Annotated in this window: 16 protein-coding genes; 12 read left to right on the top strand and 4 right to left on the bottom strand. The window is 70.6% G+C overall.

Features of this window, described 5'->3' with window-relative positions:
- The first annotated feature begins 42 nt into the window (after nucleotides 1-42).
- Together AB5L97_RS14220 and AB5L97_RS14215 are read left to right on the top strand one after the other, a co-directional pair.
- On the top strand, nucleotides 43-1122 hold the full coding sequence (locus AB5L97_RS14220) for an acyltransferase family protein (protein ID WP_369045128.1): 1080 nt from the start codon (nucleotides 43-45) through the stop codon (nucleotides 1120-1122).
- Nucleotides 1119-2081 (top strand): aldo/keto reductase, encoded by a 963-nt coding sequence (locus tag AB5L97_RS14215; protein ID WP_369045127.1) that lies wholly within the window; start codon nucleotides 1119-1121, stop codon nucleotides 2079-2081. Before AB5L97_RS14220 ends, AB5L97_RS14215 begins: the two co-directional genes overlap by 4 nt.
- 11 nt (nucleotides 2082-2092) lie before the next feature.
- On the opposite strand, the gene AB5L97_RS14210 is transcribed toward AB5L97_RS14215, so the two are convergent.
- The gene (locus tag AB5L97_RS14210) at nucleotides 2093-3295 is read right to left on the bottom strand and encodes an ROK family protein (protein WP_369045126.1); all 1203 of its coding nucleotides are present in this window, start codon (nucleotides 3293-3295) and stop codon (nucleotides 2093-2095) included.
- A 78-nt stretch (nucleotides 3296-3373) separates the two neighbouring features.
- On the opposite strand from AB5L97_RS14210, the gene AB5L97_RS14205 reads away from it, so the two are divergent.
- The 5 genes from AB5L97_RS14205 to AB5L97_RS14185 all read left to right on the top strand — a co-directional run bounded on the left by AB5L97_RS14205 (nucleotide 3374) and on the right by AB5L97_RS14185 (nucleotide 7114).
- The gene (locus AB5L97_RS14205) at nucleotides 3374-5104 is read left to right on the top strand and encodes a glycoside hydrolase family 13 protein (RefSeq protein WP_369045125.1); all 1731 of its coding nucleotides are present in this window, start codon (nucleotides 3374-3376) and stop codon (nucleotides 5102-5104) included.
- A 68-nt stretch (nucleotides 5105-5172) separates the two neighbouring features.
- Nucleotides 5173-5619 carry a pyridoxamine 5'-phosphate oxidase family protein gene (locus AB5L97_RS14200; RefSeq protein WP_307955573.1) on the top strand — a complete coding sequence of 149 codons (447 nt, stop codon included), beginning with the start codon at nucleotides 5173-5175 and terminating at the stop codon, nucleotides 5617-5619.
- 113 nt (nucleotides 5620-5732) lie between these two features.
- Nucleotides 5733-5900, top strand: a complete 168-nt coding sequence (locus AB5L97_RS14195; RefSeq protein WP_369045124.1) for a hypothetical protein — start codon at nucleotides 5733-5735, stop codon at nucleotides 5898-5900.
- An 81-nt stretch (nucleotides 5901-5981) separates the two neighbouring features.
- Nucleotides 5982-6872: an HpcH/HpaI aldolase/citrate lyase family protein gene (locus AB5L97_RS14190; RefSeq protein WP_369045123.1), complete on the top strand. Its 891-nt coding sequence runs from the start codon at nucleotides 5982-5984 to the stop codon at nucleotides 6870-6872.
- Nucleotides 6873-6889: 17 nt separating this feature from the next.
- Nucleotides 6890-7114 carry a DUF3188 domain-containing protein gene (locus tag AB5L97_RS14185; protein WP_307955576.1) on the top strand — a complete coding sequence of 75 codons (225 nt, stop codon included), beginning with the start codon at nucleotides 6890-6892 and terminating at the stop codon, nucleotides 7112-7114.
- A gap of 62 nt (nucleotides 7115-7176) precedes the next feature.
- On the opposite strand, the gene AB5L97_RS14180 is transcribed toward AB5L97_RS14185, so the two are convergent.
- The 3 genes from AB5L97_RS14180 to AB5L97_RS14170 all read right to left on the bottom strand — a co-directional run bounded on the left by AB5L97_RS14180 (nucleotide 7177) and on the right by AB5L97_RS14170 (nucleotide 9853).
- Nucleotides 7177-8847 carry a SulP family inorganic anion transporter gene (locus AB5L97_RS14180; RefSeq protein ID WP_369045122.1) on the bottom strand — a complete coding sequence of 557 codons (1671 nt, stop codon included), beginning with the start codon at nucleotides 8845-8847 and terminating at the stop codon, nucleotides 7177-7179.
- Between the two features lie 35 nt (nucleotides 8848-8882).
- Nucleotides 8883-9281: a metalloregulator ArsR/SmtB family transcription factor gene (locus AB5L97_RS14175; protein WP_369045121.1), complete on the bottom strand. Its 399-nt coding sequence runs from the start codon at nucleotides 9279-9281 to the stop codon at nucleotides 8883-8885.
- 62 nt (nucleotides 9282-9343) lie between these two features.
- A complete protein-coding gene (locus tag AB5L97_RS14170; RefSeq protein ID WP_369045120.1) occupies nucleotides 9344-9853 on the bottom strand; it encodes a hypothetical protein in 510 nt (169 codons plus the stop codon).
- A 103-nt stretch (nucleotides 9854-9956) separates the two neighbouring features.
- Between AB5L97_RS14170 and AB5L97_RS14165 the strand changes: the two genes are divergently transcribed.
- The 5 genes from AB5L97_RS14165 (at nucleotide 9957) to AB5L97_RS14145 (ending at nucleotide 14115) form a co-directional block, all read left to right on the top strand.
- Entirely contained in the window at nucleotides 9957-10406 is a 450-nt protein-coding gene (locus AB5L97_RS14165) for an FAS1-like dehydratase domain-containing protein (RefSeq protein ID WP_369045119.1), read from the top strand.
- A gap of 23 nt (nucleotides 10407-10429) precedes the next feature.
- Complete coding sequence (locus AB5L97_RS14160) at nucleotides 10430-10864, top strand: MaoC family dehydratase (protein WP_369047448.1); 435 nt, start codon at nucleotides 10430-10432, stop codon at nucleotides 10862-10864.
- Between the two features lie 7 nt (nucleotides 10865-10871).
- The gene (locus AB5L97_RS14155) at nucleotides 10872-12185 is read left to right on the top strand and encodes an MFS transporter (RefSeq protein WP_369045118.1); all 1314 of its coding nucleotides are present in this window, start codon (nucleotides 10872-10874) and stop codon (nucleotides 12183-12185) included.
- Nucleotides 12186-12349: 164 nt separating this feature from the next.
- Nucleotides 12350-13414 carry a UDP-N-acetylmuramate dehydrogenase gene (locus AB5L97_RS14150; protein WP_369045117.1) on the top strand — a complete coding sequence of 355 codons (1065 nt, stop codon included), beginning with the start codon at nucleotides 12350-12352 and terminating at the stop codon, nucleotides 13412-13414.
- Nucleotides 13411-14115 (top strand): TetR/AcrR family transcriptional regulator, encoded by a 705-nt coding sequence (locus AB5L97_RS14145; protein WP_369045116.1) that lies wholly within the window; start codon nucleotides 13411-13413, stop codon nucleotides 14113-14115. The genes AB5L97_RS14150 and AB5L97_RS14145 overlap by 4 nt, the downstream gene beginning before the upstream one ends.
- The last annotated feature ends 65 nt before the right edge of the window (nucleotides 14116-14180 follow it).

Here is a 14180-nt window from a genome sequence, read left to right as displayed (position 1 = left end):
GACGGGTCCGCTACACTCTGTCGGACCCGACGAGAGGAAAATATGACGGCAGCAACGACCCTAACCACAGCAGCGCCGGCCCGACCCCGCGCGGGGAGATTGGGCCACGTACCAGCGCTCGACGGCATCCGCGCTCTTGCCATCACCCTCGTCGTGGTCTACCACGCGGTCATGCCGCTGCATTTCGGTGGCGCGGGCGGCGTCGACATCTTCTTCGTCCTCTCGGGTTTCCTCATCACCACGCTCCTCCTCGAGGAGCACGATTCGAACGGCCGTATCTCGCTGCGGCGGTTCTACGTCCGCCGCGCGGTCCGGCTGTACCCGCCGCTGCTGATCATGCTCGTGGTCGTGTTCGTGCCGATCTCGGTGCTCATGGGGCTCGGCAATGCGCTCTGGGGCACTGTGATGGCCCTGTTCTACCTCATGCCGGTGGGAGCTGAGACGGGTGCAGACAGCATCTCGGCCTATGCCCACACCTGGACGCTCGGGCTCGAGGAATGGTTCTACTTCGTCTGGCCCGTGGCCCTGATCCTGCTCGTGAAGGGCGCCCGCACCGTCCACGGACGCCGTATGCGCCGCGCCCTCGCTGCCGCGCTGATCGCGACCTTTGCCCTGGCAGCCACGGCCTTGACGATCGAGGCCGTCACCGGACACATGTCCGTCATCCTGCGGGCCTGCGCCCTGCTCGCGGGCTGCGCGCCGGCCCTCGTCCTGCGCCGTTCGGACGCCCGTGCGCAGGCCTGGCACGGCGTGGCCGGCCTGGGCCTCATCGCCTTCTCCGTGGTGCACTCCTCCTTGGTTCCGCTCACCACGGTGGACACGCTCGCCGCGGCCGCCGGCGCCCTCCTGCTGATTGTCGCCATGACCCGTGGCGGGGAAGGCGGCGCGAACGGCGTGATCCGCCGCGTGCTCTCGCTTCCGCCGCTGACGTACGTGGGCCGGATCAGCTACGAGATCTACCTCTGGCACTACCCCGTCCTCTGCTTGTTCGGCGTCCTCGCAGGCACCCAGTTCCTCGGCGTCGGAGGGATCTCGGCGGCCGCCTCGCTCCTCCTCGCCGCAATCGCGTTCGCCGTGACCAAGCCGCTCGTGAAGGGCCTCCGGGCTAAGCTTCCGGTGTGACTTCTCGACTGATCTATGGCTGCATGGGCCTCGGCGGCGCGTGGGGCTCCTCGCACTACACCGAGGACGACGCCGCACGCGCGGCCGAGGCGGTCTATGCCGCCCTGGCGATCGGCATCACGCGGTTCGACCACGCGGACATCTACCGTGGTGGAACGTCCGAGGCCGTCTTCGGCGAGGTCCTGGCTGCCCGGCCCGGCCTCAGGGACCGGATCTGGATCCAGAGCAAGGTCGGGATCCGCCTTGCCGAGCGCGGACTCGGTGCACGCTATGACCTGAGCGCGGACGCGATCCGCTCGGGCGTCGAGGGCATCCTGACCCGACTGCGCACTGATTGCCTGGACCAGCTCCTCCTGCACCGGCCCGATCCCCTCGCCGACCCCGCCGAGGTGGGGCGCGCCGTCGTGCGCCTGCTCGACGAGGGCCTCATCAAGGGGATCGGCGTTTCGAACTTCTCTGGGGCGCAGATGGCCGCGCTCCAGGAGCATCTTCCCGTTCAGCTCGCGGCCAACCAGCTCGAGCTGAGCCTCGGGCGGCACGATTTCGTCGAAAGCGGCATCCTCGTCAACCACCCCGAGGGCGCCGCGGTCAGCTTCCCGCACGGGACGCTCGAGCACTGTGCGAGCGTCGGCGCAGAGGTCCAGGCGTGGTCGCCGCTAGCTGGCGGCAGGTTCACGGGACGCACGACGCCGCCCGGGGACTCCGTCGGCGAACGCGCCGAGGCGGACCTCGCCACATCCGACCTCGTGGCGCGGATGGCCCAGGAGCGCGGCACCACGGGCGAGGCCATCGTGCTCGGATGGCTCATGCGGCACCCAGCGGGGATCTCGCCCGTGATCGGGTCCTCGACACCTGAGCGGATCCGGGCGTGCGCGGGCGCCCAGGAGGTCGCGGAGGCCATGACCGGACCTGAGTGGTTCGCCCTCTTCACAGCCGCGCGAGGCCGTCCCATCCCCTGACGCGCCAGGTGTCAGGCCGGTGTGGGCAGGCTGATGTCGAGCGCCCGCTCGGCCACGTCGTCGAGGGCCCGGCGCACGGCACCGAGCGCCACGGCACCGCCGCCGAGCGGGGAGACCTCGACGCGCGGCGGGGTGTCCGTGAGCGACGGAAGCGCGCCGCGGATCCCGGGGAGGAGCGCCGACGATGCGTCCGCGACGGCCCCGCCGAGTACCACGAGCTCCGGGTTGAGGAGCGTGCCGAGGACCGCCACGACGCGGGCCATCCGCTCGGAGAGCCGGCCGAGGACCCGGAGGGCGCCTGGGTCCCCGTCGCGTGCGGCGGCGAAGACCACCTCGGCCGTCACCTCGCGGGGCGCGAGGCCCGCGAGGCCTGCAGGTGCGAGAGCCTCCTCGGCGCCCCAGGCGCGGGCCAGCTGCCCGATGCCGTGAGGGCCCTCCGCGCCCGAGACGAGGCTCAGGAAGGAGAGCTCCCCGGCCCCACCATGCCGGCCCCGCAGGAGCCGTCCCGATTCGAGGAGACCAGCGCCGAGGCGTTCGCCGGCGAGGACCACCGCAACGTCGTCCACACCGCGCGCCGCGCCGCGCCACTGCTCGGCCAGGGCCGCCAGGTTGGCGTCGTTCTCGAGGATCACCCGCCAGCCGTGGCGTTCGGCAAGGCCGTCCGCGAGGCCCACATCGAACTGCCGCCAGAAGCCCTGACCGGCCGCGATCCGGCCGTCGCGGTCCACGGGTGCTGCGATGCCTGCGCCGACGGCGAGGACCCGGCCAGGTGGGATTCCGGCCGAAGCGAGGGCCGTGAGCGCCGTCGTGCCCACGATCCGGATCCGCTCCTCGCCGGGTGCTCCCGCGGGGAAGGTGCCGCTTGCGGTGGCCACGGGGGTGCCGAGGAGGTCCGCGACGAGCGCCGTCGTCTTTCCCGCCCCCATGTCGAGGCCGATGACGACGCCCGCGTCTGCGCGGAACGCGAACGTGCGGGGAGGCCGGCCACGGCCGGGAGCCGTCCCGTCGGCGCGCTCGGTGGAGAGTTCGAGAGCCCAGCCACGGCCCACGAGATCGTCGCATACCGCGATGACCGTGGCGCGTGTCAGACCGGTGGCCCCGACGAGTTCACTCGCCGTGAGGCCGCCGCCGGCGGCATCGCGCAGGCGGCGGAGCACGGTGTCGGCGTTGGCGAGCCGGACGACGTGAGGCCCGGCCGCCGGTCCTGTCCGCATCCCCTTGACCTCCCCCTCGGTTCCGCAGAATAATGGTCTGCGGCTTTGATTTAGAGTCTAAATATAAAACCCCCGAAGATGAACCCCCGAACAGGAGGACCGGTGCCCGCCACCGTTCAGCAGGACCTCACGAACCCCTCTGCCGACTGGTGGCGCCAGGCGGCCGTCTACCAGATCTACCCCCGCAGCTTCGCTGACTCTAACGGGGACGGCATCGGTGACATCCCCGGCATCACCTCGCGCGTGCCGTATCTGGACAGGCTCGGGGTCGACGCCGTCTGGCTCAGCCCGTTCTACCCGTCCGCTCTCGCCGACGGCGGCTACGACGTCGACGACTACCGCGACGTCGACCCCCGCCTCGGCACCCTCGACGACTTCGACGCGATGGTCGCTGCCCTGCACGGGGCGGGCATCAAGGTCATCGTCGACATCGTCCCGAACCACACCTCGGACCGCCACGTGTGGTTCCAGGAGGCGCTGGCCTCGGCGCCCGGTTCGGCCGCGCGTGAGCGCTACATCTTCCGCGAGGGCCGCGGCCAGAACGGTGAGCTTCCGCCCAACGAGTGGACCTCGATCTTCGGCGGCGGGGCCTGGGAGCGCGTCACCGAGGCCGACGGCACTCCCGGCCAGTGGTACTTCCACCTCTTCGCCAAGGAGCAGCCGGACCTCAACTGGGACAACCCCGAGGTCCATGAGGACTTCCTGACCACGCTGCGCTTCTGGTCCGACCGGGGTGTGGACGGCTTCCGCGTTGACGTGGCCCACAGCCTCAAGAAGGACATGGACGCGGCCCACGACGACCTCGAGACGATCCACCGGGCCGACCTCTTCGCCTCGGGCGAGCACCCGCTGTGGGACCGCGACGAGGTCCACTCGATCTACGCCGAATGGCGCAAGGTCTTCAACGAGTACAACCCGCCGCGCACGGCGGTCGCCGAGGCGTGGGTGCACGCGGACCGCCGCGCCAAGTACGCCTCGCCCGAGGGCCTCGGGCAGGCGTTCAACTTCGACCTGCTCCAGGCGGACTTCGACGCTGGCCAGTTCCGGGAGATCATCACGAAGAACCTTGCGGAGGCCGCGGCGACCGGTGCCTCCTCGACGTGGGTATTCTCGAACCACGATGTGGTCCGGCACGCGACCCGGTACGGCCTCCCCAAGGGCTCGGGCCGGGGCGGCGCCGGCGCAGACGGCAAGGAATGGCTCCTCGACGGCGGGGATCCCGCCGAGGTCGACGCCGCGCTGGGCCTGCGTCGGGCCGAGGCCGCGACGGCGCTCATGCTGGCGCTGCCGGGCTCTGCATACCTGTACCAGGGCGAGGAGCTCGGGCTCCAGGAGGTCGGCCGCATTCCTGAGAAGGACCGTCAGGATCCGACGTTCTTCCGCAACCGGGGCGTCGACGTGGGCCGTGACGGCTGCCGGGTGCCGATCCCCTGGGAGGCCGCGCCGGCAGAGGGCGCGTCGTTCGGGTTCGGCACCGACAAGGCACACCTTCCGCAGCCAGCGTGGTTCAAGGACTACGCGGTGAGTGCGGAAGAGGCAGACTCGGGCTCGACCCTCGCGTTCTACCGCCGCGCGCTTGCGCTCCGGCACGAGCTCGAGGGGGCGGAACACCTCGAATGGGCCGAGTCGTCGGACGACGACGTGCTCCACTTCGTGCGCCCGGGGTCCGGTCAGGGCGCCTGGCACGTCGTGACCAACTTCGGGCCGGCCGCCGCGGCGCTTCCCGAGGGCGAGGTGCTCCTCGCAACGGCCGAAGTCGAGGGCGGCAAGCTCCCGTCCGACGCGACGGCGTGGGTGCGCGTGCCATAGGCCGAACGGCACTTCCGTCTCCGGCGGCGGCATGCCAACCTAGGGTGGGATCACTCTAGGAGGGCACAATGTCTGAGGTCGGCTCAAGCTTCCGGTATGGGCACGAGGCTCGCCACGAGGACCATGAGCTGGACGTCGAGCAGTGCTGGTCACTGCTCGGCTCCACCGGCATCGGGCGCTTCGCCTTCGTCGACGACGGCCGGGTGGCCGTGTATCCCGTCCGGTACCTCGTGCACTCTGGCGCGCTGTACTTCCGCACTACCCCGGATGGCACCGTGGCGCGCGGCCTGCCACAGGGCGGCGTGGCGCTCCAGCTCGACGCTGCCGATCCGGCCACGCAGTCCGGATGGTCGGTGCTGGTCAGCGGCCGCGCCGAGGCCGTGCATGACTCGGACGAGCTGACTGCGCTCTTCGGCGAGATGGTGGAGGAGCCGTGGGCCGGGGGAGTGCGCGACCACTTCGTACGGATCGACGCGGACCGCCTCACCGGCAGACGCGTCTATCTTGCGCGGTAGGAGCGCCAGTTCATAAAATCGCTTGACATAAAAACGGTTGCGCCGTCAATCTGGAGTCATCGAGCCGGCTGGGGAGCCCGATTCTTCGACAGGACACTAGTCAGGAGAATCTGATGGCCGAGTATGACGCATCCCTGTCCCCAGCTGCGCCCGAGGGACAGTCCCAGCCCGACTCGCGGAACCCCATCGTCAAACCGGTCTCGGTGGGCCTGCCCGCAGGCATCCGATGGTGGGAAGCCTGCGGGGGCTGGACCGCCCGCTACGCGCTCGGCGCGCGGTGATCTGACCCGCGGTCCGCGGCACCCAGGCCGCGGCGGGGGCCGGATGTGCGGCGGGGGTGCCCTCGGCGATACGGTTGGCCTATGACGTCAACTGCCTCCGCCGATTCGACCCGTCCGGCCAGCGAAGAGCGATTCGGCCGCCCTGTGCGCTCGGTCAGCCCCGAGATTGCCCGGTCGTGGCTCCTGGTCAACGCGATGAAGACGGAGCTCTTCGGAGAATCCGCCGCCTCGCGCGCGGATGCCGTGATCCTTGACATCGAGGACGCCGTCGATCCGTCGCACAAGGGCGACGCCCGCGAGAACGTGTCCCGGTGGCTCGCCGACGGCGGCCGCGCATGGGTGCGGGTGAACGATGCCACGAGCCCGTTCTGGGCCGATGACCTCGCCGGCCTGCGCGGCAATCCGGGCCTGCTCGGCGTCGTGCTTGCCAAGACGGAGTCCGCTGATCAGGTGACCGAGAGCTTCCACCGTATGGACGGCAAGACTCCGGTCATCCCGCTCGTCGAGTCCGCCGTGGGCATCGAGGAGGCCAACCACATCGCCAAGGCCCAGGGCGCCTTCCGCCTGGCCTTCGGCTCGGGTGACTTCCGCAGGGACACCGGCATGGCTGCAACCCCCGAGGCCATGGCCTACCCCCGTGCCAAGCTTGTCGTCGCCTCCCGGGTGGGCAACCTGCCGGGGCCCATCGACGGCCCGACGGTGGGCACCAACCACCCGATCCTGCGCGAGCAGAGCGCCATCACGGTCATGATGGGCATGACCGGCAAGCTGTGCCTCGCGATCGACCAGACCACGGTGATCAACGAGGTCATCTCCCCGACGCCGTCCGACGTCGCGTGGGCCTCCGACTTCATGCACGACTTCGAGGCCAGCGGCCGCGTGATCCGCGACGGCTCCGACTTGCCGCGTCTCGGCCGCGCCGAGAAGATCATGAAGCTCGCGAACGCCTTCGGCGTCCAGCCGGCCGTCTGAGCGCGGACAGGGACCCCGTGACGAACGACTTCTGGGAGACGGCGTCGCCGCTGTACAAGAAGGTTGTGTTCTCGGGCATGGCTTTCCTGGGGGTCGGGATCGTGCTGACCGTCATTGCCAACCTGAGCCACATCACGTGGCTCGTCTACGCGTCCATGGCGATCATCGGCGTCGGCCTCGTCACTCACCTTGCGGGGCTTGGCATCCGGGTCCGCGACGCGAAGCGCCGCCTCAAGCAGTAGCCTCCCCTGCGTCTGAGGGTCATCGCCTGGGCGTCACGTGAGGTGGCTCCCACGAGGTGAGCTCAGACGCTCCGGGCGCGGTGCACGTGGCTGCGGGCGTGTTCCACGGCGTCGTCGAGCGAGTCGAAGAGGTGCCTGTGGTGCCGCAGTTCGGCAATGACGCCCACACGCTGCACGAGCTGGAGATGCTGCTCCTGCACGCCCTTGAGCAGTACGGTGATGCCGCGCGCCTCGAGGAGCCTGATCACCTCGACGAGCGCCTGAGCGCCCGTTGCGTCGAGGTATCGCAGCTGTGAGAGCCGCAGCACCACCACCTCGATGCCAGGGGCCGACGACAGCCCCGAGATCTCGGAGAGGATCCGCTCCGCGGCGCCGAAGAACATGAGGCCATCCAGCCGGAAGACGGCGATGCGCTCGTCGTCGTCGTGGGCCGGGCCGACGATCGGTTCCCGCCGCACACCGCCGAGCTTGGCGAACTGCCGCAGCGTGAGCAGGGCCGCCGCCACAAGGCCGATCTGGATGGCGACGATGAGGTCGAACGAGACCGTGATCACCGCCGTCAGGACGAACGCCACCGCATCATGCCGTGTGGACCCGAGGACGCGGCGCGCTGTCCGGACCGACACCATGCGGCCCGCCGTCACCATGAGCACGCCCGCAAGGGCCGCGAGGGGAATCTGGGCGACGAGAGGTGCCGCGAGGTAGACGACGCCGAGCAGCACGAGCGCGTGCACGATCGCCGCGAGCCGCGACCGCCCACCCGAACGGACGTTGACCGCGGTGCGGGCGATCGCGCCCGTCGCGGGCATGCCGCCGAAGAATCCCGCCGCAAGCGATGCGAGCCCCTGGCCCACGAGCTCGCGGTCCGGGTTGTAGGGTCCAGTGGTCCGTCCGTCCGGGCCGGCAAGCCCCGAGGCGACCCGCGCCGAGAGGAGCGACTCTATGGCCGCGAGCGCAGCGATGGCCACCGCGGGCCCAGTGAGCTCAGGCAGGTCGGCGAGGCCGGGCAGTGAAGGCGCGGGGAGCGACGGGGGGAGCGAACCGATCCGCTCGACGTCGAGCCCGAGCAGCGCCGCCCCGAACGAGGCGGCCACGATCGCAATAAGGCTCGCGGGGAATGCCCGGTGGAGGCGAGGCACGAGGAGCGTCACCGCCGCTACGAACACGACGACGCCGACGCTCGCCACCGCGCGCGGCCATGGAGCGGCTCCCAGCGCCTCGAATGCGGCAACGGCGGTGTTCTGCCCCGGCATGACGTGCGCGGACACCGCGGACGGCACCTGCTGGAGGAAGATGATGACGCCGATGCCGAGCGTGAAGCCCTCGACGACGGGCCACGGGATGTACGCGACGGCTCGCCCCAGTCGTGTCGCGCCGAGGAGCACGACGATGACGCCGGCCAGGACGGACAGGAGGGCGACGGCCCCGACGCCGTGGGTCGCCACAATCGGTGCGAGCACCACGACCATCGCGCCCGTGGGTCCGGACACCTGCACGTGCGATCCGCCGAAGACGGCGGCGACGAGCCCGGCCACGATCGCCGTGACGAGTCCTGCCTCGGCGCCGACTCCGGAGCTCACGCCGAACGCGAGGGCGAGGGGCAGGGCAACGATGCCGACCGTCAGGCCGGCAAGCAGGTCGCCCCGCCACGTCCTGCGCAGCGAGGCGTAGTCCGAGCGGTGGGGCAGGAGTGAGCGGGCCGCGGTCAGGGCGTGGACCACTGCATGGGACACCGGGCTGCGCCCAGCGCGCGGCGAGCCGACGGCGGTCACCGGGCGGCGCCGTCGTGCGTCGCTGCGGCGCCCACGATGCCGACAGCGGGCAGCGCGGACGCGGCCTCGAGTTGCTCGCGGGTGTCCGCGAGGCTGTCGAGGAGGAAGGTACGGGCGATCGCGAGAAGCTCGGCGATCTTCGGGTGGGCGAGCGAATAGGTCACAGTGCTGGCCGTGCGCACGCTCCTGACGACGCGGTGCCGGCGCAGCGTCGCGAGGTGCTGGGAGAGGTGCGAGGCCTCGAGCCCGGTTCCCTCGAGGAGCTCGCTCACGGGCGCCGACTGGGTGGGGGAGTCGGCGAGGATCTCGAGGATGCGGATCCGCGCCGGGTGGGCGAGGCCCTTGAACAGGTTCGCCTTGATCTCGTAGAGCGGGGCCTCGCGGTCGCTGAACATGGGCGGGTCCTCCCGTGGCCATATGATGATTTGATGAATTCATCATATCGCAGGAGATGCTCTCACCTGTGCGGTGCGATGAAGACCACGGTGAGAAGGGTCAACCCGGCCAGCGCCATTCCCGAGGAGACAGCCGCGAAGTAGAGGCCCTGCGCTGCCTCGGGCCAGATATCCAGGGCCACGACGACGAGCGAGCCGACGAGCCCCAGCACGAGGGGCCCTCCGACGCCTAGGTAGAGTGTCCTGAGCCCTAGCAGCGGCCTGGCGGTCATCTTCCCGAACGACTTCGATTCGGGAGACAAGGTATCCGTCAGCCACAAGACGATGAAGACGACGAGTGCGAGCAGAGCGCACGGGAGCCAGAGAGTGCGTCCGGCTAGACCGAATCGGCTGAGAGCCACCGGGGCGAGGGAGGAGATCAGGACCCAGACTCCCACCCACGTGACGTACCGTATCGTCGAGACCACGAACGGGTCACTCGAATCAGCGCTCCGCACGCTGATAAGCGCACCGAAGCCGACGAAGATGCCAGCGATCTCCGCGAGTTGGAGCAGCAGTCCCGCATCCGGCACGTCGAACCTCCACCTGGTCGATCCTGCTCAGCACGCTACGCGGGGACCGATGTCGCGACCAGACCCGCCGCAGATTGTCGGCCCGGCCCGCTAGGCTTTCCCCATGGCCATCAACCCCGATCTCGCCGGCCGCGTGTATCCGTCCGCCGAGGTGTATGCCGTTGCCCGCGAGAAGATCCGCGAGTTCGCCCGTGCCGTCAAGGCCGGTCACCCCGCGCACTACGACGTCGACGCCGCCCATGCCCTCGGGCACGCCGACCTTGTGGCGCCGCCGACCTTCGCGATCATCGTCGCCCAGCGGGCCGACGCGCAGCTCATCGCGGACCCCGAGTCGGGCATCGACTTCTCGCGCGTGGTCCACGCCGAGCAGCGCTTCACGCACCACCGGCCGATTGTCGCGGGGGACCGGCTGACGGCTGAGCTCCATGTGGATAAGGTCCGGGCGATGGGCGGCGGGGCGATGGTCACGACGCGCGCGGAGATCTCGGCGGAGGACGGCTCCCCGGTTGCCACTACGACGTCGTCCATTCTCGTGCGGGGAGAAGGCCAGTGAGCGCAGAGAACAGCACCGCCGTCATGCCTGTCTTCGACCAGCTTGAGACGGGCCTCGAGATCGGCCGCCGCGAGATCGCGGTGACGCGCGCCGACCTCGTGAAATACGCCGGTGCCTCGGGCGATTTCAATCCGATCCACTGGAACAACGACTTCGCCGTCTCCGTCGAGCTGCCCGGCGTGATCGCGCACGGCATGTTCACGATGGGCGCGGCCGTCCAGCTCGTCACTGACTGGGCCGGCGATCCCGGCGCCGTCCTCGACTACCAGACGCGCTTCACGAAGCCCGTTCCCGTGGCCGACACAACGGGCACGGATGATCCCGGCGCCGTCCTCGAGGTAGTCGGCACTGTCGGGGCGCTCGATCCCGAGGCCCGCACCGCCCGCATCGACCTCATGGTGACCGCGGCCGGCCAGCGCGTGCTGACCAAGGCGCAGGCGCTCGTCCGGCTCGCCTGAGCGCGGCGTGTCCCGGACCCCCGCTCTTGCCCCGTCCCCGGAGGTGCGGCGCTGGCGCCTCGCCGTCGTTGCAGCGTACGGCGCGAGCGGCATCGCCTTCTCGAGCTGGGTATCGCGCGTCCCTGCCCTGAAGGAGGATCTGGGCCTCACGCCCGGCGGCGTCGGCCTTCTCCTGCTGTGCATGACGCTCGCCTCGTTCGCGTCGGTCTCGGCCTCGGGGCTCATCGTGATCCGCCTCGGCTCCGCGCGAACCATCCAGGCCGGCTCCCTCCTCGTGGGTGCGGGCCTCGTCCTGCTGGGGCTCGGCGCGAGCGTGGCCCGCTCGCCCATCGCGGCTGCCGTCGGCTTCGCGGTCATCGGACTCGGGACGGCGAGCTGGAACACGGCCTCGAACGTCGAGGGTGCGGCCGTCGAGCGGGCTCTGCGGAGGTTCATCATGCCCAGGCTGCATGGCGCGTTCAGCATCGGCACGGTGCTGGGCGCCGTCGTGGGGGCATGGGCCGCCGCTGCGGCCGTGCCGCTCGCATGGCATCTGGGGGTCGCGGGCCTGATCGTTGCCGTCGCTGTCGTCACGGCAGGGACATTCCTGCGCGCGGACGCCGCGCCCACGTCCCGCGCGGCGCACGACGGCGGGCTGGCCGCCGCCGGGGACGCCGCGCCGTCGTCCGTGCTCGCCGCGCCAGACGAAGGCGTGCAGGCCGCGGAAGGCGTGCACGCCGCGGGCGGCCGTGCCCAGGTTGCGGCCGCGTGGAGGGACCGGCGCACCGTGCTGCTCGGTGTCATGGTGCTGGGACTCGCGTTGGCGGAGGGCGCGGCGGGGGACTGGGTCGCGCTCGCGCTCGCGGACGGCTACGGCGTCACCCAGGCACTCGGCGCAACCGGCTACAGCGTGTTCGTGGTGGCCATGGCCGTGGGCCGGTTCCTCGGCACACCCGTCCTGAACCGGCACGGCCGGGTGCCCGCGCTGCGGGCCTGTGGGATCCTCGCGCTCGTGGGCCTCGCACTGTTCGTGCTCGCGCCGACGCTCTGGCTCGCGTTCGTGGGCCTCGTCGTGTGGGGCCTCGGCGCTTCTCTCGGCTTCCCGGTGGGCATGTCCGCCGCGGCCGACGATCCCATGCACGCCGCGGCGCGTGTCTCGGTCGTCTCGACCATCGGCTATGGCGCGTTCCTCTGCGGGCCCCCGCTGCTGGGGTTCGTTGCCGAATTCACGGGGGTGCGCTACTCGCTCCTGACGGTGCTGGTATTCGTGCTCGTGAGCCTGGTCCTCGCGGGCCAGGCTGCCCGCCGGCCCGGTATCACCGTCAGCGCCGTATCGGCCTGACCCCGCCGCCACCGCCCGTTGAGGGGTCTCTGGCCGTGAGTTGTGGGGTCTCTGGCGACCCGTTGTGGGGTCTCTGGCGCCCCTTGGGACCCCACAAGGCGCCGCCAGAGACCCCACAAGGCGCCGCCAGAGACCCCACAACGGGGCGCGGCTAAGCTTGTCGGGTGAGCCCGACCCTCCTGTCCTCCCTGACCACCTCCGCCGTGGGCGGCCCCGCGGCCCGCTTCGAGGTGGCCCGCACCGAGGCCGAGATCATCGATGCCGTCCGCACCGCGGACACGGCGGGCGAACCGCTGCTGATCATTGCCGGCGGCTCGAACCTCGTCGTGTCCGACGACGGCTACCACGGCACCGTCCTGAAGATCGCCTCTGAGGGACTCGCCGTGAACTCGGCCGACTCGTGCGGCGGGGTCTCAGTCCAGGTCCAGGCCGGGCATCCGTGGGATGCGTTCGTGGACCACGCCGTGCACCACGCGTTCAGCGGGGTCGAGGCCCTCTCCGGCATCCCCGGCTCGACGGGCGCCACGCCCGTGCAGAATGTCGGTGCCTACGGCCAGGATGTCTCGCAGACCATCTGGCAGGTCCGCGCGTGGGACCGCGAGGCAGGCGCCGTGAGGACCTTCGTCCCCTCAGAGCTGAAGTTCGCCTACCGCGACTCGCTGCTCAAGCAGACCACGGTCAACGGATCGCCTCGCTATGTGGTGCTCACAGTCGAGTTCCAGCTCGCGCTGGGCCGCATGAGCGCCCCGGTGCGGTACGCCGAGCTTGCACGGGCCCTCGGCGTCGAGCAGGGCCAGCGTGCCTATGCGACGGACGTGCGCCGCGAGGTCCTGCGGCTGCGTGCGTCAAAGGGCATGGTCCTGGACCGCGGAGACCGGGACACGTACTCAACGGGCTCCTTCTTCACGAACCCCGTGCTGACGGACACCGTCGCCGCATCCCTCCCCGAGGACGCCCCCCGGTACCCGGCGGGGGACGGGCTCGTGAAGACCTCCGCCGCGTGGCTCATCGACCGTGCGGGGTTCCCGAAGGGCTACGGCCTCGAGCCGGGCAGCGTCGCGGGCGGACGCGCCTCCCTGTCCACGAAGCACACCCTCGCCCTGACGAACCGCGGTGACGCCACCGCGAAGGACCTCCTCGCCCTAGCGCGCGAGGTGCGGGACGGGGTCAAGGCCCGGTTCGGAATCGAACTGCACAATGAGCCGCTGCTCATCGGGCTCGAGCTGTGATCGAGCAGGCCCGCTTCCGCCAGGAGGTCGCCGCGGCCGCGGTGCGCCTTTACGCCGAACATGGCTACGAGGGAACGAGCGCGGACCAGATCGCCGCCGCAGCAGGTCTCTCCCGCAGCACCTTCTTCCGCCAGTTCCGCTCCAAGGAGGATGTGGTCTTCGCCGATCACGACACCCTCCTCGAGCAGGCGCAGGCGTTCCTCGCCGAACCGCACGAGGACCCGTGGAAGGCGGTGTGCCGCGCCGCCGAGCTCGTGTTCGCGCACTTCGAGGGCCTTGGCGATCTGGCACAACTGCGCTACCAAGTGGTCAACCGCGAGCCCGGTCTGCGGGACAAGGAGCTCGTCACGACCTTCCGCTACGAGCGGCTGTTCCAGCGCTACCTCCGCGACACCGTGCCGGGCATTGCCGCCCTCGATGCCGTCCGTTTCGCGTCGACCGTCATCGCGACCCACAACTACTGCCTCCGTGGGCTAATGCGCGGCGAGGCCGGGTTCGACGCCGCCAGGCTGCGGGACGAGCTCGACGCCGTCCGCCGGCTCTACGGCGTCGCGCACGACGCCGGCCCCGTCGCCTCGGGCGCGGGCAGCGGCCGTCCGGGTTCCAGCCCCGATGACATCGTGGTCGCGGTCTTCCCACGCTCGGCCATGCCGGAAGACATCGCACGGAGGATCGGGGAGACCCTCGAGCGGCGCGGCTGACTGACCGGACGGCGGTTGGCGGGTCCATCGAGGTCTGACACTCCGTATCACTTGACCTGAGACTC

This window comes from Sinomonas sp. P10A9, from assembly GCF_041022165.1.
In the GTDB taxonomy this organism is placed as follows: domain Bacteria; phylum Actinomycetota; class Actinomycetes; order Actinomycetales; family Micrococcaceae; genus Sinomonas; species Sinomonas puerhi.
This window is presented reverse-complemented; position numbering and strand designations above follow the sequence as displayed.